Source organism: Microbacterium sp. LMI13-1-1.1 (assembly GCF_040815625.1).
Lineage (GTDB): Bacteria > Actinomycetota > Actinomycetes > Actinomycetales > Microbacteriaceae > Microbacterium > Microbacterium forte.
In genome coordinates, this window is record NZ_JBFPNL010000001.1 from 563,014 (window position 1) to 581,060 (window position 18,047).

16 protein-coding genes are annotated in these 18,047 nt (G+C 67.6%); 9 read left to right on the forward strand and 7 right to left on the reverse strand.

Annotated elements, in window-relative coordinates; genetic code table 11:
* Positions 1 to 5: 5 nt before the first annotated feature.
* Positions 6 to 284: a hypothetical protein gene (locus MRBLMI13_RS02695; protein ID WP_367820664.1), complete on the reverse strand. Its 279-nt coding sequence runs from the start codon at positions 282 to 284 to the stop codon at positions 6 to 8.
* A 545-nt stretch (positions 285 to 829) separates the two neighbouring features.
* Between MRBLMI13_RS02695 and smc the strand changes: the two genes are divergently transcribed.
* The 3 genes from smc to MRBLMI13_RS02710 are packed head-to-tail and all read left to right on the forward strand — an operon-like array spanning position 830 to position 5,814.
* Positions 830 to 4,372: a chromosome segregation protein SMC gene (gene smc, locus MRBLMI13_RS02700; protein WP_367820662.1), complete on the forward strand. Its 3,543-nt coding sequence runs from the start codon at positions 830 to 832 to the stop codon at positions 4,370 to 4,372.
* A gap of 24 nt (positions 4,373 to 4,396) precedes the next feature.
* Positions 4,397 to 5,269 (forward strand): signal recognition particle-docking protein FtsY, encoded by an 873-nt coding sequence (gene ftsY / locus MRBLMI13_RS02705; RefSeq protein WP_042541685.1) that lies wholly within the window; start codon positions 4,397 to 4,399, stop codon positions 5,267 to 5,269.
* A 44-nt stretch (positions 5,270 to 5,313) separates the two neighbouring features.
* On the forward strand, positions 5,314 to 5,814 hold the full coding sequence (locus MRBLMI13_RS02710) for a DUF2004 domain-containing protein (protein ID WP_042541684.1): 501 nt from the start codon (positions 5,314 to 5,316) through the stop codon (positions 5,812 to 5,814).
* 21 nt (positions 5,815 to 5,835) lie between these two features.
* On the opposite strand, the gene lipA is transcribed toward MRBLMI13_RS02710, so the two are convergent.
* Together lipA and lipB are read right to left on the reverse strand one after the other, a co-directional pair.
* On the reverse strand, positions 5,836 to 6,825 hold the full coding sequence (lipA, locus tag MRBLMI13_RS02715; RefSeq protein WP_042541683.1) for a lipoyl synthase: 990 nt from the start codon (positions 6,823 to 6,825) through the stop codon (positions 5,836 to 5,838).
* Positions 6,822 to 7,475 carry a lipoyl(octanoyl) transferase LipB gene (lipB, locus tag MRBLMI13_RS02720; RefSeq protein WP_042541682.1) on the reverse strand — a complete coding sequence of 218 codons (654 nt, stop codon included), beginning with the start codon at positions 7,473 to 7,475 and terminating at the stop codon, positions 6,822 to 6,824. Before lipB ends, lipA begins: the two co-directional genes overlap by 4 nt.
* Positions 7,476 to 7,569: 94 nt before the next feature.
* On the opposite strand from lipB, the gene MRBLMI13_RS02725 reads away from it, so the two are divergent.
* From MRBLMI13_RS02725 to ffh, 4 genes are all read left to right on the forward strand, one after another.
* Positions 7,570 to 8,166: a TetR/AcrR family transcriptional regulator gene (locus MRBLMI13_RS02725; RefSeq protein ID WP_367820658.1), complete on the forward strand. Its 597-nt coding sequence runs from the start codon at positions 7,570 to 7,572 to the stop codon at positions 8,164 to 8,166.
* A 71-nt stretch (positions 8,167 to 8,237) separates the two neighbouring features.
* A complete protein-coding gene (locus MRBLMI13_RS02730) occupies positions 8,238 to 8,858 on the forward strand; it encodes a hypothetical protein (RefSeq protein WP_367820656.1) in 621 nt (206 codons plus the stop codon).
* On the forward strand, positions 8,855 to 9,376 hold the full coding sequence (locus MRBLMI13_RS02735; RefSeq protein ID WP_367820654.1) for an RNA polymerase sigma factor: 522 nt from the start codon (positions 8,855 to 8,857) through the stop codon (positions 9,374 to 9,376). The genes MRBLMI13_RS02730 and MRBLMI13_RS02735 overlap by 4 nt, the downstream gene beginning before the upstream one ends.
* A 13-nt stretch (positions 9,377 to 9,389) precedes the next feature.
* Positions 9,390 to 10,943, forward strand: coding sequence for a signal recognition particle protein (gene ffh / locus MRBLMI13_RS02740; protein ID WP_042541678.1), 1,554 nt, complete (start codon positions 9,390 to 9,392; stop codon positions 10,941 to 10,943).
* Between the two features lie 6 nt (positions 10,944 to 10,949).
* Here the strand turns inward: ffh and MRBLMI13_RS02745 are convergent, their stop codons facing one another.
* Positions 10,950 to 11,861 carry an EamA family transporter gene (locus tag MRBLMI13_RS02745; RefSeq protein ID WP_367820652.1) on the reverse strand — a complete coding sequence of 304 codons (912 nt, stop codon included), beginning with the start codon at positions 11,859 to 11,861 and terminating at the stop codon, positions 10,950 to 10,952.
* Between the two features lie 79 nt (positions 11,862 to 11,940).
* On the opposite strand from MRBLMI13_RS02745, the gene MRBLMI13_RS02750 reads away from it, so the two are divergent.
* Complete coding sequence (locus tag MRBLMI13_RS02750) at positions 11,941 to 12,873, forward strand: LysR family transcriptional regulator (RefSeq protein ID WP_367820650.1); 933 nt, start codon at positions 11,941 to 11,943, stop codon at positions 12,871 to 12,873.
* 2 nt (positions 12,874 to 12,875) lie between these two features.
* Here MRBLMI13_RS02750 and glpK read toward each other — a convergent pair whose 3' ends face one another.
* The 3 genes from glpK to MRBLMI13_RS02765 form a co-directional block, all read right to left on the reverse strand.
* Complete coding sequence (gene glpK / locus MRBLMI13_RS02755; RefSeq protein ID WP_042541676.1) at positions 12,876 to 14,390, reverse strand: glycerol kinase GlpK; 1,515 nt, start codon at positions 14,388 to 14,390, stop codon at positions 12,876 to 12,878.
* 29 nt (positions 14,391 to 14,419) lie between these two features.
* Positions 14,420 to 15,172: an MIP/aquaporin family protein gene (locus MRBLMI13_RS02760; RefSeq protein ID WP_042541675.1), complete on the reverse strand. Its 753-nt coding sequence runs from the start codon at positions 15,170 to 15,172 to the stop codon at positions 14,420 to 14,422.
* Positions 15,173 to 15,264: 92 nt separating this feature from the next.
* Positions 15,265 to 16,974, reverse strand: coding sequence for a glycerol-3-phosphate dehydrogenase/oxidase (locus MRBLMI13_RS02765; protein WP_042541674.1), 1,710 nt, complete (start codon positions 16,972 to 16,974; stop codon positions 15,265 to 15,267).
* Positions 16,975 to 17,074: 100 nt separating this feature from the next.
* On the opposite strand from MRBLMI13_RS02765, the gene MRBLMI13_RS02770 reads away from it, so the two are divergent.
* Positions 17,075 to 18,046, forward strand: a complete 972-nt coding sequence (locus MRBLMI13_RS02770; protein WP_042541673.1) for a sugar-binding transcriptional regulator — start codon at positions 17,075 to 17,077, stop codon at positions 18,044 to 18,046.
* Position 18,047 lies beyond the last annotated feature (1 nt).

Below are 18,047 nucleotides of genomic sequence, written 5' to 3' on the forward strand. Positions count from 1 at the left end.
CCAGGTCAGCGCAGCTGACGCTGCAGGTCGTAGGTGAGCAGGGCATATGTCTCGCCCTCGCTGCGGCTCGGCCGATCGAGATGCAGCGCGTCCGCCTCGAGGGCGGTGACGCGGTGCGTCGGGCGAGGGCGCTGAGCCCGCTGGAGCAGCCAGAGGCCGATCCTGAGCGAGAGACGATCTGCCAGCGCCAGGCGCCGCAGCTCATCAGGTGCGGGGATGTGAAGGACCTGCTGGTCCTCGATATCCGGAGGGTGGGGGATGCTGCGATACAGCGTGGTGTTCACGGTGATTCCTTCGAGATGGGTGGTGGTGTTCGGTGAGGAGAGCGCTGTCGCGGCGCGCCGAGAGGACGGCCGGCGGAGCGCGGCGAGAGTCGAGAGCCCAGCGCGCCGGAAGGCGATCGCCGGGGTCGGCGGTGATCCGTGATCCGAGAAGGATCAGAGGGTAGGGCGCGGAGACACGCGAACGAGAAGCCCCGTCACCGATCGGAGACCGGTGGGTGAGTGGGGGCAGAGTTCTCGGGCTGCGGTTCTACGAGAGAGCGCCGAGACGGACGCCGGTGGTTACCGAGTGCGCAAGGCGCGGCGCGAATGGCGCGGCGAGGCCAGTGGCCTGAGCGTTGAGCTGAGTGATCATCGGTAACCTCCTTTTCGTGTGGCGATCCGGAGGTTACCGTAGCGAAACCCGGGCGTGTCCGTCAAGCATCCCCGGCGTGGCCCGGCGTGTCGCGGCCGATTCCCGTTCGCTCCGCTCCCGCGCGGGATGCCGGTTCTGAGCCGTCATTCCGGTAGCGTATGGGCGTGAATCACCCGGAGAGCGCGGTAGCCGCATGCATCTGAAGAGCCTGACCCTCAAGGGGTTCAAGTCCTTCGCGCAGCCGACCAGTTTCGTGTTCGAACCGGGCGTCACCTGCATCGTGGGTCCCAACGGATCGGGCAAGTCGAACGTCGTCGATGCCCTCGCCTGGGTGATGGGTGAGCAGGGAGCGAAGACTCTGCGCGGCGGCAAGATGGAGGACGTCATCTTCGCCGGCACGTCCACGAGAGGGCCGCTCGGTCGGGCCGAGGTGCAGCTCACGATCGACAACAGCGACGGCGCCCTGCCGATCGAGTTCGCCGAGGTCACCATCAGCCGCACGCTGTTCCGCAACGGCGCCAGCGAGTACGCCATCAACGGCGAGAACTGCCGTCTGCTCGATCTCCAGGAACTGCTCAGCGATTCCGGTCTCGGACGCGAGATGCACGTCATCGTGGGGCAGGGGCGCCTGGACACGGTGCTCCAGGCGTCTCCGGAGGACCGGCGCGGCTTCATCGAGGAAGCGGCGGGCATCCTCAAGCATCGGCGTCGCAAGGAGAAGACCCTTCGCAAGCTCGACGCGATGGAGACCAACCTGACGCGTCTCAGCGATCTCGCCGGCGAGATCCGGCGCCAGCTGAAGCCCCTGGGCAGGCAGGCGGAGATCGCGCGCGAGGCGCAGACGATCGCCGCGGTCGTGCGTGATGCCAAGGCTCGGATCTTCGCGGATGACGTGGTGGCGCTGCGCACGGCGCTGGCCGATCACACGCGCACCGAGCATGAGCGGCATACCGAACGGCTCGTGCTGTCGGATCAGGCAGAGGCGGTGCGCGCGAGCATCGCGCGCCTCGAGCAGGATCAGAACTCGGCGGCGGTCGATCAGGCGAGAGGCGTGACCTTCGGTCTCGAGCAGGTGCAGGAGCGGATGCGCGGGCTGTACACCCTCGCCAATCAGCGACTCGCCCTCCTCGGCTCGGAAGAAGACGATGCTGCCGTGACGGCCATCACTGTCACGCAGGCCACGATCGACGAGGGGAAGGCGGAGATCACCGAGATCTCCGCCGGCCTCGGCGATGCTCAGGACGCGGCGAGCGTGGCGAGCCGCGAGGTGGTGAATGCGCGGGCGGAGCTCGACACTCTCGACGTGGACATCGCCGAGCAGAGCGCGCTCGTGTCGGAGTACGACATGCGGCTCAGCTCGTTGCGAGGCACGGCGGATGCGGCCGCGTCGGCCCTCGCTGCGGTGCGCGGTGCGGTCCTGCGCCAGGAGAACGCGCTCGAGGCGGCGAACGCGCGTCGCCGAGACGCCGCCGAAGCCCTCGAGGCGATCGACGACGCGGAGGCGCCGGAGGGCACGGCGGCAGAGCACTCCGCCGCATATGAGAGCGCGCAGCGTGCCGCGACGGCGGCCGAGGCCGAGCGAGAGACGCTCCGCGAGCGCCTGCACGCGGCCGAGCGCGAGGTCGACGCTCTCACGGCCAAGGCTGCGGCACTCGGAAGCGCGCTCGCGATCTCAGGAGGCGCTGCCGAGATCGTGAAGGCGGGAGCCACGGGTGTTCGTGGCCTCGTGGGTGACTCGGTGCAGGTCAGGAACGGGTTCGAGGCCGCGATCGCAGCCGTGCTGGGTTCGCTGGCCGAGGGTGTCCTCGTCGAGAGGGCCTCCGACGCCTTCGAGCTGGCACAGGACGCGTCCGACCAGCGCAGGGGAGTGGTGGATTTCGTCGTCGCCGATGCTGCGCGTCCGTCGATCGAGCTGCCCGCTCTCGAGGGCGTGACGCCCGCGATCGATACGGTCGCGGCTCCGGACGGGGTCCTCGGAATCCTGTCGCACGTCGTCATCGCCGCGAGCCTGAACGCGGCGCGCAATGCACGACTCGCGCTCGACGTCGCGGGCGATACGACCACGACGATCGTCACGACAGCGGGCGATGTCGTCACCGCGCAGACGCTGCGCACAGGATCCGGCGGCGAACGCTCCCGTCTCGAGCTCGCCGCCGAACGGGACGCGGCGAACGAGCGCCTGGCAGAGGTGCAGGTCATCGTCGATTCACTGCGCGAGGCTCGCGTCGACGCGAACGAGGCCGTGGAGACATCACGTCGCCAGGCGAAGGACGCGCTCCGGGCGCTGCGCGAGCACGACGCCGCGCTGGCGACCCACGCGGAACAGGTGAACCGCGTCACGGTCACCCACGAGTCGGCTGTCGCCGAGTGCGAGCGGCTCGAATCAGGACTCGCGCAGGCACAGAGCGCGGTGCAGGATGCTGAGGCGAAGGCCGACGCGGCGAAGGCCGAGTTGGATGCGGCCATCGCCGCCCCCCGGCCGGTGCTGGACGCCTCGGCGCGTGACGGTCTGCTCGAGGCGCTCGAGACGGCGCGCGAAGGTGAGGTCCGAGCGCGTCTGGAGATCGAGACGCTTCGTGAGCGTGTTCGTGCTGCCCAGGCTCGCGTCGCCGGACTCGAACGGCAACGCGAGCAGGAGCGGGACGCCGCAGCCGAGGCTGCGCGCCGGGCGGTCATCCGACGCGCACAGCGCGAAGCGGCATCCGGAGTGGCTCAGGAGCTGCCCCGCATCCTGGACTCGATCGATCGGTCGGTCACCGAAGCGCGCGTCGCATTGGCCGAGGCCGAGGCCGCGCGATCGGCGCAGAACCAGGAGCTCACTGCTCTTCGAGCGCAGGAGACCTCCTTGCGCGAGCGGCTCGCCGGGCTCACCGAGAGCGTGCACGGCCTCGAACTGCAGATCCACGAGAAGAAGCTGCACCTCAACAGTCTGCTCGAGCGCGTGGCATCGGAGCTCGCGCTCGACGAAGATATTCTCGTAGCGGAATATGGACCTGATCAGCTCGTTCCCCGTGATCCGAGAGCCGACGAGGCTGAGGACGACCTGCTCGACGACACGGCGATCCCGTTCGATCGGCGGATCCAGCAGCGCCGGCTCGCCGAGGCCGAACGCAAGCTCGCTCAGCTCGGACGGGTCAACCCGCTCGCGCTCGAGGAGTTCGCGGCGCTCGAGCAGCGCCACGCGTTCCTCACCGAGCAGCTCGCCGACCTGACGCAGACGCGACAGGACCTGCGCACGATCATCGCGGACCTCGATGAGCGCATGCAGACGATCTTCGCGAGCGCGTTCGAAGACACGAGGATCGCGTTCGGGGAGGTCTTCCCTCTGCTGTTCCCCGGCGGAACCGGAAGCATCTCGCTCACGGATCCCGAGAACATGCTCACGACCGGCATCGAGGTCTCGGTACGGCCGGTCGGAAAGAAGATCGAGAGGCTGTCACTGCTCTCGGGCGGTGAACGTTCCCTCGCGGCAGTCGCTCTGCTGGTCGCGATCTTCAAAGCCCGCCCGAGCCCGTTCTACATCCTCGACGAGGTCGAGGCGGCGCTCGACGACGCCAACCTCGGCCGCCTGCTCACCGTGTTCGAGCAGCTTCGCGAGAGCTCGCAGCTGCTCGTCATCACCCATCAGAAGCGCACGATGGAGATCGCAGATGCGCTCTACGGGGTGTCGATGCGTCAGGACGGGGTGTCGGCGGTCGTCGGACAGCGCGTGGGCGACCGCGCGGCGGCCGGCTGACAGCGCTACCCGTAGGCTGGAGTCATGGCGGAGAAGTCGTGGTCCCTCACTCGTGCGCTGCGCGGGATGTTCGTCAAGCCCACTATCGACGAGACGACATGGGAGGACCTCGAGACGGCCCTCCTCACTGCCGACTTCGGCCCCGACATCAGCGAGCGGGTCGTCGAAGAGCTGCGTGAGAAGGTCGAGCGCTACCGCACGACCGATCCGCAGGATCTCCAGCGGATGCTCCGCGAGACGCTCGAGGAGCACTTCGCGAAGTTCGACACGACCCTGAAGCTCACCGAGCGGCCGGCGGTCGTGCTGGTCGTCGGCGTCAACGGCGTCGGGAAGACCACCACGATCGGCAAGTTCACCAAGTTCCTTCGCGGGTTCCAGCGCAGCGTGGTCGTCGGAGCAGCCGATACGTTCCGTGCGGCCGCCGTCGATCAGCTGGCCACCTGGGCACAGCGCGGCGGAGCGGCGATCGTCCGCCCCCAGCAAGAGGGTCAGGATCCGGCATCCGTGGCCTACCAGACCATCGAGTTCGCCCAGCGCGAGGGCATCGAGATCGCGATCATCGACACGGCCGGCCGACTGCACACCAAGGGAGGGCTCATGGACGAGCTCTCGAAGATCCGCAGGGTGATCGAGAAGCAGGCTCCCATCAGCGAGGTCCTGCTCGTCCTCGACGCCACCACGGGTCAGAACGGTGTGATGCAGGCCGAGGCGTTCCTCGAGCATGCAGGTGTCACCGGACTCGTCCTGACCAAGCTCGACGGCTCGGCGAAGGGCGGCTTCGTCCTCGCCGTGCAGGAGCGCACCGGCATCCCCGTCAAGCTCCTCGGCCAGGGCGAGGGCATCGATGATCTGACCGGTTTCACCCCCCATGTCTTCGTCAAGTCGCTCGTCGGCTGATTACGGGACTACCGCCGCGAGCACGAGGCTGGTTTCATAGCGTTATGGCGATCGAACACGACTACTTCGGACTCCTGTCCTCAGGGCCCGACGGCTCGATCTTCTGGTCTGAGACGGTGGAGCTCGGTGACCAGAGCGTCACCGTCGATCTCACCGCTCCTGACCAGGACGATGTCTCTGCCGACGCGCTCGACATCGCCGCTTCGCTCATCGCGGGGATCGAGAACGTCGACGATGTGTCCCGGCGGGGCATGCTCGCGGAGGTCGATGACCGCACCAGCGAGGTCACCGAGTACATCCTGCAGCAGCAGGAGGCCTACGGAGACGAACTCGAAGAGGTGCTGGTCGACGTCAGCGGTGACGCCGCCGTCGACATCATCCGTTCGCTGCGACTCATGAGCATGACGATCCTCGCCGACGAACACGGCGGGTCGGAGCCGTTCGCGGTGCTGGAGTACGCGCTCGACGCGACCACCACCGACGACGTCCTGCTGGTGAACCTGGGTTCCGACGGCAGCGTGCAGTCGGTGATGAGCGCCGACTGACGCTCACCGCCTCGGTATCGCTCAGACCGCCTGAGCGAAGCCGAGATCCGCGCTCTCGGCGATGTGCGCCAGGTGCGGTGGGATCTCGCGCCCCTTCGAGACCATCGACTGCGCCCACAGCCGGCCGGCGCGGTACGACGAGCGCACGAGGGGCCCGGCGAGCACGCCGAGGAAGCCGATCCGCTCCGCCTCCTCCTTGAACTCGACGAACTCCGCAGGCTTGACCCACCGGGCCACGGGCAGGTGGCGAGGAGAGGGGCGCAGATACTGCGTGATGGTGATGATGTCGCAGCCGGCGTCGTGCAGGTCGTTCAGCGCCTGGACGACCTCTTCGGGTTCCTCGCCCATGCCCAGAATCAGGTTGGACTTGGTGATGAGGCCTGCGTCCCGCGCCTGGGTGATCACATCGAGCGAACGCTCGTACCGGAACGCCGGGCGGATGCGCTTGAAGATCCGCGGCACGGTCTCGACGTTGTGCGCGAAGACCTCGGGACGGGCGTCGAAGATCTGCCCGAGGAAGGCAGGGTCGGCGTTGTGCTCGTTGGCGAGCAGCTCGACGCCGGTGTTCGGGTTGAGCTCGTGGATCTTCCGCACCGTCTCGGCGTTGAGCCAGGCTCCGGTGTCGGGCAGATCGTCTCGTGCGACGCTGGTGACCGTCGCATAGCGGAGGTTCATCCGCACGACGCTCTCGGCGACACGGCGTGGCTCGTCGGTGTCATAGGCATCGGGCTTGCCCGTGTCGATCTGGCAGAAGTCGCACCGTCGGGTGCACTGCGATCCGCCGATGAGGAAGGTCGCCTCCCGGTCTTCCCAGCACTCGAAGATGTTGGGGCAGCCGGCCTCCTGGCAGACGGTGTGAAGGTCTTCGCTCTTGACGAGCGAGTGGAGCGCCGTGTACTCGGGCCCCATCTTCGCCTTCGTCTTGATCCACTCCGGTTTGCGTTCGATGGGAGTCTCGGCGTTGCGGATCTCGAGGCGGAGGAGCTTGCGTCCCTCTGGTGCGGCGGTCATGCGTGAGCTCCTGCGTGTGCGGCTGTCGAGTATTCGGCGAGGAAAGCGGCGGACACCGAGTCGACGATGTCGGCGGGGGAGACGTCCGCTCCGACGACCTCGCTCACGGTGGTGACACCGGCGTCGGTGATCCCGCACGGGATGATGCCCCTGAACCCTGCGAGGCTGTTGTCGCAGTTGATCGCGAAGCCGTGCATCGTCACTCCCTGCTGCACGCGCACCCCGATCGCCGCGACCTTGTCCTCCGACAGGGGGCGGCGAACCCACACCCCGCTGCGCCCCTCGACCTGGTATCCGTCGACGCCGAGTGGCTGGAGCACGTCGATCAGGATGCGCTCGAGGCGACGCACGTGCGCGACGACGTCCATCGGCTCGGGCAGCCGGACGATCGGGTAGCCCACCAGCTGCCCTGGTCCGTGCCAGGTGATCTTGCCGCCGCGGTCGACGTCGATCACCGGTGTGCCGTCCGTCGGGCGTTCCTGCGGCTCGGTCCGCTTGCCGGCGGTGTACACCGCCTCGTGCTCGAGAAGGATGAGCGTGTCCGGGCGAGTGCCGTCGACGACGTCGGCGTGGATGCTGCGTTGCAGGTCCCACCCGGCGGGGTAGGGGACGAAGCTCGGAGCGAGTCCGGGGGTGAGGATGTCGAGCATGGGCGTCCCTCTCGATCAATTGATGGATTGCGTCTAAGAATACTCCTCCGTGACGGTCGCGGCGCGCAGGAGCGACGCGCGGTAGCGTGTCTGCATGAGCAGCACGAGCCGAGCAGGGCGCCCGAAGGCCTCTTCGCGCGAGACCCTCGCTGAGGCCGCCTGCGAGCTCTTCCTCGAGCGGGGCTACGACGCCACCTCTGTCGCCGACATCACCCAGCGCGCCGGAGTGAGCCGGTCGAGCTTCTTCAACTACTTCTCCTCGAAGAGCGATGTGCTCTGGTCCGGCCTCGACGACCGCATCGGCCGTGCGGTCGACGACCTGGTCGTCGTGCCCGAAGACCGCGACGGCACGCATGTGCGGCGCATTCTCTCGGATCTCGTCGAGGACTTCGCACCTGACAGCCTGGCTCTCGCGATGACGAACTCGTCGGCCATGGGGCTCGACGACGAACTCGAGCAGGATGCCGCGCTTCGCCAGGCTCGCCTCGCAGCGGCGCTGGCCGATCTCGCTCGCCGTTCGGGGGTCACCGCTCTCACCGCGGACATCGCCGCGGCCACCTGGGCCGCCGCCGTGGTCGCCGCCGTGCGAGCGTGGGCGGAGAGCGGTGCGGGACGAGGTTCGGTGGGGGACCGATTCGCCGACGCTGTGCGGGCGATCGGCCGATTGCCGTGGGGCGGCACGGAAACCTGATCTCCCCGCGGACGAAACCGCGCGAGCCGGACAGGTCAGGAATGAGAGACCCTTTTCCCGACCGAGGAGACATGATGGCCACCGACCCGCTCGACGAGATGCTCGACTGTTCCGCACCGGCGACGGCGAGACCGGAACCCGGAGACATCCGGGCCATGATCCTCGCAGCGCGCGAGGAGACGCAGCCCCCTCGTCGCGGACGTCGGAGAGCCGTGCTGACCGCGGCGCTGGCGCTCTTCCTCGTCGGCGGCGCCGGTGTGGCCGCGGCGTCATCGGATTGGCTCTGGAGCCCGGGCCTCGAGGATGCGGATCGGACCTACAGCTACACCTCGCCGACCTGGAGACAGTGCGAACTGCGATTCAGCGCGCTCGACACGCACGACATGTTCACGAACGACGAGGTCAATCGCATCGTCGACGACTGGTTCGCGAGCACGGATGTCGAAGCGGCCGCCGCGCCTCTCGTTCCGGGGATCCTCCACGAGCTGGAGGAGAGTCGTGCCGGCGACCCTGCGGTCGATCCCGACCCTCGGCAAGCCGATCTCGATGCCTGGACGGCGCACACACAGGCCGTCGACGAGCTGGTGCACGCGGAGCTCGCTGCGAACGGCTTCGCCAGCGAGGCGCTCGGGGGCACCGAATCGCACAGTCAGGTGCACTGCGACGGCGAGGACTGGGGGGACGGGGAATGAGCCGCGACGCAGCCCTGACCCGGGTGCTGGAGGAGAGCGCGACCGACCTGCTCGCCTACCTCTCGCGTCGGGTGGGACCCGACGACGCCGCGGACCTCCTCGGGGAGACCATGGTGATCGCCTGGCGTCGGTCACCCGATCTTCCCGATGAACCGGAACGCGCGCGGATGTGGGTCTTCGGCATCGCACGAGGCACGCTCGCCAACCACGACAGGGGGCAGCGGAGACGGTGGGCGCTCGCGGATCGGCTTCGGCTGCAGCGGCAGGAGCATCACAGCTCACCTGCCGCTGACGAGGGGCTGGAGGTGCGTGACGCGATCGCACGGCTCGATCCCGACCTTGCGGAGATCGTGCGGCTCGTGCACTGGGATCGACTGTCTCTCGTGCATGCGGCGGAGCTTCTCGGCATCCCTTCGTCGACCGTGCGCGGCCGTTACGCGCGCGCGAGAGAACTGCTCCGGGCCGAGCTCGCGGTCGGCGCGGCTCCGAACGCGGAGAACGGTGCCGGATTCGCGTAAACTCGGTGTCACCATGGCTACCTTTGGCACGCTCTCCGATCGGCTCACCGAGACCTTCCGCAACCTTCGCACGAAGGGAAAGCTCACCGCGGCCGACGTCGACGGCACTGTGCGCGAGATCCGTCGCGCGCTGCTCGACGCCGACGTCGCACTGGCGGTCGTCAAGGAGTTCACCGCGAAGGTGCGCGAGCGCGCCCTGGGCGATGAGGTCAGCAAGGCGCTGAACCCTGCGCAGCAGGTCGTGCAGATCGTCAACGAGGAGCTGGTGCAGATCCTCGGCGGTGAGCAGCGTCGTCTGCAGTTCGCCAAGACCGCGCCGACCGTCATCATGCTCGCCGGCCTCCAGGGCTCGGGCAAGACCACCTTCGCCGGCAAGCTCGCTAAGCAGCTCGAGAGCGAGGGGCACACGCCCCTTCTCGTCGCGGCCGACCTGCAGCGTCCGAATGCGGTGAACCAGCTCCAGGTCGTCGCGCAGCAGGCCGGCGCGACCGTCTACGCGCCCGAGCCGGGCAACGGAGTCGGTGACCCCGTCAAGGTGTCGCGCGACGGTGTGGAGCACGCGCGCCGCCACCAGCACGACGTGGTCATCATCGACACGGCCGGTCGCCTCGGCGTCGACGCCGACCTGATGAAGCAGGCATCCGACATCCGCAAGGCGACGGACCCGGATGAGGTCCTGTTCGTCATCGACGCCATGATCGGCCAGGACGCCGTCAACACGGCGAAGGCCTTCCAAGAGGGCGTCGACTTCACCGGTGTCGTCCTGACGAAGCTCGACGGTGACGCCCGCGGTGGTGCGGCGCTCTCCGTCGCCTCCGTCACCGGCCGCCCCATCATCTTCGCGTCCACCGGCGAGCGACTCGAAGACCTCGAGCCGTTCCACCCCGATCGCATGGCCAGTCGCATCCTCGACCTCGGCGACATCCTCACCCTCATCGAGCAGGCCCAGCAGGCCTTCGATGAGGAAGAGGCCGTCAAGATGGCCGAGAAGCTTGCGACCGAGCAGTTCACCCTCGAAGACTTCCTCGACCAGCTTCAGCAGATGAAGAAGATGGGCTCGATGAAGAAGATGCTGGGGATGCTCCCCGGCATGGGGCAGATGAAGCAGCAGCTCGAGGACTTCGACGAGCGCGAGATCGATCGCACCGAGGCGATCATCCGGTCCATGACGCCGGGCGAACGACGCAACCCGAAGGTGCTCAACGGTTCGCGCCGCCTGCGCATCGCGCGTGGTTCGGGAATGACCGTCACGGACGTCAACCAGCTCGTCCAGCGCTTCGATCAGGCCGCCAAGATGATGAAGACCGTCGCACGCGGCGGCACTCCGAACATCCCGGGAATGGGTTCCATGCCCGGAATGGGCAAGCCTGGTGCGTCGTCGAAGCGCGGTAAGAAGGGCAAGTCCTCGGGCGGTTCCCGCTCGGGCAACCCCGCCAAGCGCGCAGCCGAGAACGCGGGAATCACCTCCGCGGCCGCCCCGACCGGCTCCGGTTTCGGTCTCGGCGGCACCAAGGCGCCGAGTGAAGCCGACCTCGCCGAGATCCAGAAGCTGTTCGGCAAGAGCTGACCGGACTCATCGGCGTGCCGCCGCGAGCGGCCCCTGCGTCGATGGAGCGACCTCTCTGCGAGGCTTCCGCAGCGCAGCAAGCTGCCCGGTGACGAGCGCGCTCAGAACGAGGGAGAGTCCGAGCGCCTGGACCGGGGTGAACGTCTCGCCGGCGAGCAGCGTTCCCAGTGTCGTCGCGACGACGGGGGAGAGCAGGGCGAGCAGGCCGGGGGCGATGACGGGCAGCTCCTGGATGCCGCGGAACCAGAGCGTGTACGCGATGAGACCGCCGACCGCGCCGAGCCAGAGGTAGCCGAGTATCGCGCCGCCGTCGATGGAGGGAGGGAACCCCTCGAAGACGAGTGTCAATGGCAGCAGGAACAACCCGCCCGCCGTCAGCTGCCAGCCCGCATACGCGACCGGCCCGACACCGGCGGGGCGCCCCCAGCGCTTGGTGAGGATCATCCCGAGAGCCGTAGCGGTGACGCCGCCGACCGCTGCGATGATGCCGACGGGGTCGAGCTCCGCGGCCGGGCCCAGCACCACGAGAGCGACACCGCCGGCACCGACTGCGGCGGCGGCTGCCGTCAGCGGGCGGATCTTGTCGCGGAGCACGAGCGCCCCCAGACAGAGGATGATCAGCGGCTGCACGCCGGCGACTGCTGCTGCGACGCCGCCGGGCAGACGCTCTGCGGCCAGGAACAGCAGCGGGAAGAACGCTCCGATGTTGAGGATGCCGAGAGCCAGCGACTTCAGCCACCAGCCTCGAGGCGGCAGCGCGCGGCCCAGACCGAGAGCCACGAGACCCGCGGGGAGCGATCGGAGGAGACCTGCCAGCAGCGGATGACCGGCGGGCAGCATCTCGGTCGTCACGAGGTAGGTCGTGCCCCAGGAGATGGGGGCCAGGGACGTGAGGAGCAGCAGAGTCAGCCGGTTCATGTCTCTCAGCCTGATCCCGATCGACACATGAGTCCAACGCATGCTTGTCACAGGATCCATGAATGAGGATCATGGATACGTGGATCTGCAACAGCTCAAGTACGTCGTCGAGGTCGCGTCCTCGTCGAGTTTCACGCGCGCGGCCGAGCACTGTTTCGTGACGCAGTCGGCCCTCAGTCACCAGATCGCGGCGCTGGAGCGTGAACTCGGCCAGCGCCTGTTCGTGCGTTCGAGTCGCAGCGTCAGGACGACGGAGGCGGGGGAAGCGTTCCTCGTTCATGCGAGGGCCGCGCTGGCTGCAGCGGACCAGGCGCGTGAGGCCGCAGCGGCTGCCGCGGGTCGGGTTGTCGGCACGCTTCGTCTCGGTGTGATCCCGACGGTCACCGCGGTCTCCGTGCCTGACGCGATCTCGCGGTTCAGAGCGGAGCACCCGGAGGCGCGGGTGCAGCTCAGCATGGGCAACAGCGATACCTTGGCAGCCGCGGTGCGCCGAGGAGAGCTCGATGTCGCGATGCTGGGCCTGCACGAGGACGTCCGCCCCAGCGGCGTCGCCTGGCGAGAGCTCGCCCGCGAGCGCCTGGTGGCCGTCGTGCCGTCGACCCACCGACTCGCACGGCGCGAACACCTCGCGTTGGAAGACCTTGCCGAAGAGGTGTTCGCGGACTTCCCCGCGGGCACGTCAGGGCGCGCGCAGAGTGATGCCGCCTTCGGTGTCGCCGGTGTGCTTCGCGATGTGTCGTTCGAAGCGGATTCGGCAGAGTTGATTCTCGGACTCGTGTCGGCTGGGCTCGCGATCACGCTGTTGGCGCCGGGCGTCGCCGCCGCGGCTGCGCCCCATGCGGTCGCCGTGGAGATCGTCGGAGGACCGGTGCGCGTCGAGTACGTCGCCTGGGACGCACGGTCGCCGAGAGCGGTCGCCACCGCGTTCCTCCGGGTCATCGGGCCGACGCCTCGCGACGAAGACGAAGCGGGCCCGGAGGAATCCTCCGGGCCCGCCTCCTCAGAGTCCTGAGGTCAGATCACGTCCTCGTCGACCCAGTCCATCGACTTGGTGACGGCCTTGCGCCACAGGCGCAGCTGGCGGTCACGCTCGCCGTCCTCCATCGACGGTTCCCAACGACGATCCTCCTGCCAGTTGGCGGAGAGGTCGTCGAGACCGTTCCAGAAGCCGACGGCCAGACCGGCGGCGTACGCGGCACCCAGCGCGGTGGTCTCCGCGACGACCGGGCGCACGACGGGCACACCGAGCACATCGGCCTGGAACTGCATGAGCGCATCGTTCGCGACCATGCCCCCATCGACCTTGAGTTCGGTGAGGTCGACGCCGGCATCCGCGTTGACCGCGTCGAGAACGTCGCGGGTCTGGAATGCGACGGCCTCGAGCGCTGCGCGAGCGATGTGGTTCTTGTTCGCGTAGCGGGTGAGGCCGACGATCGCACCGCGGGCGTCCGAACGCCAGTAGGGCGCGAACAGGCCGGAGAACGCGGGGACGATGTATACGCCACCGTTGTCGTCTACCTGCTTCGCGAGTTCTTCGACCTCGGGAGCGGAGCTGATGATTCCGAGCTGGTCGCGGAGCCACTGGATCAGCGATCCGGTGACAGCGATCGAGCCCTCGAGCGCGTAGTGGGTCGGTCCGTCCCCGAGCTTGTAGCCGACGGTGGTGAGCAGCCCGTTCTTCGAGTGGACGATCTCCTCGCCCGTGTTGAAGATGAGGAAGCATCCGGTGCCGTAGGTGTTCTTGCTCTCGCCCTGGTTGAACGCGGCCTGACCGAACGTCGCGGCCTGCTGGTCACCCAGGATGCCGGCGATCGGCGTCTCCCGGAGCAGAGACGAGTCCTCGGCGGCGCCGTACACCTCGGAGGAGGAGCGGATCTCCGGCATCATCGAGCGCGGCACTCCGAACGCCTCGAGGATGTCGTCGCGCCACTCGAGCGTCTCGAGATCCATGAACATCGTGCGTGAGGCGTTGGTGACATCGGTGACGTGCACACCGCCGTCGACGCCGCCCGTGAGGTTCCACAGCACCCAGCTGTCGGTCGTGCCGAAGACGAGGTCGCCCGCCTCGGCCTTCTCCCGCGCGCCCTCGACGTTCTCGAGGATCCAGGCGATCTTGGTGCCCGAGAAGTAGGTGGCGAGGGGGAGTCCCACGACGGGCTTGAACCGCTCGACGCCGCCGTCAGCCGCCAGGCGGTCGACGATCTCCTGCGTGCGGGTGTCCTGCCAGACGATCGCGTTGTAGACGGCCTTTCCGGTCGTCTTGTCCCAGACCACTGCGGTCTCACGCTGGTTGGTGATTCCCACGGCGGCGATGTCGTGACGTGTCAGGTCGCCGCGGCTCAGCGCGAGGCCGATGACCTCCTGCACGTTGCGCCAGATCTCCGCAGGGTCGTGCTCGACCCAGCCGGCCTTGGGGAGGATCTGCTCGTGCTCCTTCTGTCCGGTCGCGACGATGCTGCCCTTCTTGTCGAAGATGATCGCGCGGCTGGAGGTGGTGCCCTGATCGATGGCGATGATGTAGTCGGCCATTGTGTTCTCCTTTGAAGTCAGGTTCGGGTTCAGGCGAGGTTGAGCAGAACGGGCGCTGCGACGGCGGCGAGGACACCACCGAGCAGCGGACCGACCACCGGGACCCACGAGTACGACCAGTCGCTCGATCCCTTGCCCTTGATAGGCAGGATGGCGTGGGCGATACGGGGTCCGAGGTCGCGAGCAGGGTTGATCGCGTAGCCGGTGGGTCCACCGAGCGATGCACCGATAGCGACCACGACGAGCGCGACGGGCAGGGCGCTGAGCGGTCCGAGGCCTCCGGGGACGCCGATCTCGATGTCGCCGTAGTCAGCGAATGCGAAGATCGCGAACACCAGGACGAAGGTGCCGATGACCTCTGTGACGAGGTTCCAGCCGTAGGAGCGGATCGCCGGGCCGGTCGAGAAGACGCCGAGCTTGTTGGCGGGGTCGGGCTCCTCGTCGAAGTGCTGCTTGTAAGCCAGCCAGGTGAGGATCGCACCGACGATCGCACCGAGCAGCTCGGCGCCGGTCGCCACCGCGAACTGCGAGAAGTCGATCTTGCCGGCGACGAGAAGGCCGATGCCGACCGCCGGGTTGAGGATCGCGCCGGAGTACGCCGAGACGAGGACACCCACGAAGACCGCGAGACCCCATCCCCAGTTGACCATCAGGAAGCCGCCGCCGAAGCCCTTGTTCTTGGCAAGAGCGACGTTGGCGACGACACCACATCCGAGGAGGATCAGCATTGCGGTGCCGACGAACTCCGAGAGGAAGTAGAGACCGAGATTCACTTCAGTCATGTCTTCATTGACCTTTCTTGAGTGCCAGAGCCCCATAGCTCTGGCACTTGTTGGGAGTTACGCCGCGTGGAGGGCGGCGTTCGGATATCTCGTCAGCCGCGTGCGCGGGACGAGATCTGGAGTCCATGTCGTTCGTTGAGCATCGTGCGCGTCTGGTCGAGCTCTGCATCCTGGCGTGCACGATCCCAGTGGAGCAGAGGAGCCAGGGCTGCGGCAAGCTCTTCGAGCACATCCGCGTCGGCGTGACCGGTGAATGCGATGCTGGTGCGTCGCATGACGACATCCTGCAGACGCGCGACCATCTCGTTCTCCACCATCCAGGCGAGTTCCCGGGTGGAGAGGTCATCGCCGGCGAGGGGAGCGTCATCACCCTGCTCGATGAACTCCCAGACCTGAGCCGCACGTGTTCCGTAGCGGGCGAGAAGGCGCTCGGCACGGTCGCCGGCACCCGGGAGGTTCTCCTGGATCCAGATTCGACGAGCCTTCTCGGTGCGCGGGAAGTCGCGGCCTCCGCCGATGGCCCGGCCGGCGGTCGACACCGTGCGAGTGCGGCCGATCAGATCGAGCACCACGTCGGACAGCGACTCGCCGAGCGCGCGGAACGTCGTCCACTTTCCGCCGACGAGGCTCACCAGAGGAGCCGCGCCCTTGTCGTCGACCTCGATGCGGTAGTCGCGGGACACGAATCCAGGGGCCGTGTCTTCGTGGCGAGGAAGCGGGCGGATGCCGGAGAAGTTGAAGACGATCTGCTCGCGCGTCACGTCGATCGTCGGGAACACGTGGTGGATCAGGTCGAAGAAGTAGTCGATCTCCTCCTCCGTGCACACGGCTGCCTCGCGCGGATCCGCGTCGATGTCCGTCGTCCCGACGAGCACGCGCCCCTTGAGGGGGTAGATCAGCACGATGCGGCCGTCAGAGTGCTCGAAGAAGATCTCGCGGCCGCGCGTCGCCTCGAGAAGCTCGGGGTGATCCAGAACGATGTGAGACCCCTTGGTCCCGCCCATGAAGCGCGTGTCGTTGCCGAGCGCGTCGTTGGTGAGGTCTGTCCACGGCCCTGATGCGTTCACGACGACATCTGCGGCGACCGAGAACTCCGTCCCGCTCTCACGATCGCGGAGGACGATCTTCTTGCCGTCGCGGGCGATCGCCTCGACGTAGTTCAGAGCGACGGCGCCCGGATGAGCCGCGCGCCCGTCCTGCAGCACATCGAGCGCCAGACGCTCGGGATCGTGCATGGAGGCGTCATAGTAGGTGGCCGTGTACTTGATGTTCGGGTCAAGCGAGGGGAGTTCGGCGAGCGAGCGCTTGCGACCGAGGAAGCGGTGACGAGGGACCATGCCCCCATCGCGCGAGAACGTGTCGTAGATCGTGAGCCCGACCTTGATGAGGAACGCTCCCCGCTCCTGGGGCTTGCCGCTCTTGTGCGTGAGGAAGCGCAAGGGGGCGGACAGGATGCCCGAGAAGGTCGAGTAGATCGGGATCGTGGTCTCGAGCGGCTTCACATAGTGCGGCGCGATCTTGAGCAGGCCGTTTCGCTCCTCGACGGATTCACGGACGAGTCGGAACTCGCCGTTCTCGAGGTAGCGGATGCCGCCGTGGATCATATGGCTCGATGCCGCGGAGGCTCCGGAAGCGAAGTCTCCTCGTTCGACCAGCAGGACGTCGACGCCCTGAAGTGCGAGGTCTCGGAACGTCGAGATCCCGTTGATCCCGGCTCCGATGACAAGGACGCTCGTGCGTCCGGACTCACGGACCGCGCGGACTTCGGCGCGTTCCGGTGATGAGTGTGTCGACTCGATCATCTTCGACCCTTCTCTGTGCGTGCCCCCAGCTTCGACCCATGTGGCCAGCGCGCGCAAGCCCGCTGCACATATGTGCAAAGATCGAGGCGAGGAGGCCCTCATGACCCAGCCTGACGCGGGATCCCGCGACTCCAAGCTGATCGCCGCGCTCACCGCAGCGCAGCTCTACTACATGCAGGACAAGACGATGGAGGTGATCGCGCAGGAGCTGAAGACCTCGCGATCATCCGTGTCCCGTCTGCTCAGCTTCGCTCGCGAAAGCGGGCTCGTCGACATCCGGATCAACTCTCCTCTGGAGCGATTGGGGATGCTCGAGCAGCGCATCAGAGACAGATACCGCCTCGTCGCGCACGTCGTACCCATCCCCGAGATCGTCAGCGAGGTGGAGCGGCTCGAGCGTGTGGCCCTGACAGCGGGGCGGCTGCTCTCGCAGTTCGTCGACTCCAACATGATCGTGGGCGTCGCGTGGGGATCGACGATCAGCGCTGTGAGCCGCGGTCTCACGCAGAAGGAGACGCACAACACGACATTCGTGCAGTTGAACGGCGCGGGCAACACGCAGACGAGCGGCGTCGAGTACTCGAGCGACATCCTGCAGCGCTTCGGCAGCGCGTTCGGCGCGCAAGTGCAGCAGTTCCCCGTGCCGGCGTTCTTCGACGATCCGTCGACGCGCGAGGCGATGTGGCGCGAGCGCAGCACCCGGAGAGTGCTCGATCTGCAGTCGAAGATGGACATCGCCGTGTTCAGTCTCGGCTCTCCCGCCGCGGAGGTGCCCAGCCGTGTGTACGTCGGAGGGTATCTCGGACGCGACGACTACCGGAGCCTCCGCGAAGACCATGCGATCGGCGACGTGGCGACGGTCTTCTTCCGCGCAGACGGCTCGTGGAGGGACATCCGTGTGAACGCCCGCGCCACCGGTCCGGGCCTCGACAGACTGCGAAGGGTGCCCAGGCGCGTGTGCGTGGTCTCGGGAGTTCCGAAGCTCGCGAGCCTCCGCGCAGCGATCGCCGCCGAGCTCATCACGGATGTGGTCCTCGACGAGGGGCTCGCGCGCCGACTCGTGGAGGACTGAC

Coding starts and splice junctions, on each gene's coding strand:
- MRBLMI13_RS02725 (WP_367820658.1), top strand. CDS start 7,570: ATGAGCAGCACGAGCCGAGCAGGGCGCCCGAAGGCCTCTTCGCGCGAG.
- lipA (WP_042541683.1), bottom strand. CDS start 6,825: ATGACCGCCGCACCAGAGGGACGCAAGCTCCTCCGCCTCGAGATCCGC.
- MRBLMI13_RS02710 (WP_042541684.1), top strand. CDS start 5,314: ATGGCGATCGAACACGACTACTTCGGACTCCTGTCCTCAGGGCCCGAC.
- MRBLMI13_RS02745 (WP_367820652.1), bottom strand. CDS start 11,861: ATGAACCGGCTGACTCTGCTGCTCCTCACGTCCCTGGCCCCCATCTCC.
- MRBLMI13_RS02770 (WP_042541673.1), top strand. CDS start 17,075: ATGACCCAGCCTGACGCGGGATCCCGCGACTCCAAGCTGATCGCCGCG.
- MRBLMI13_RS02735 (WP_367820654.1), top strand. CDS start 8,855: ATGAGCCGCGACGCAGCCCTGACCCGGGTGCTGGAGGAGAGCGCGACC.
- ffh (WP_042541678.1), top strand. CDS start 9,390: ATGGCTACCTTTGGCACGCTCTCCGATCGGCTCACCGAGACCTTCCGC.
- MRBLMI13_RS02730 (WP_367820656.1), top strand. CDS start 8,238: ATGATGGCCACCGACCCGCTCGACGAGATGCTCGACTGTTCCGCACCG.
- MRBLMI13_RS02760 (WP_042541675.1), bottom strand. CDS start 15,172: ATGACTGAAGTGAATCTCGGTCTCTACTTCCTCTCGGAGTTCGTCGGC.
- smc (WP_367820662.1), top strand. CDS start 830: ATGCATCTGAAGAGCCTGACCCTCAAGGGGTTCAAGTCCTTCGCGCAG.
- MRBLMI13_RS02765 (WP_042541674.1), bottom strand. CDS start 16,974: ATGATCGAGTCGACACACTCATCACCGGAACGCGCCGAAGTCCGCGCG.
- lipB (WP_042541682.1), bottom strand. CDS start 7,475: ATGCTCGACATCCTCACCCCCGGACTCGCTCCGAGCTTCGTCCCCTAC.
- glpK (WP_042541676.1), bottom strand. CDS start 14,390: ATGGCCGACTACATCATCGCCATCGATCAGGGCACCACCTCCAGCCGC.
- ftsY (WP_042541685.1), top strand. CDS start 4,397: ATGGCGGAGAAGTCGTGGTCCCTCACTCGTGCGCTGCGCGGGATGTTC.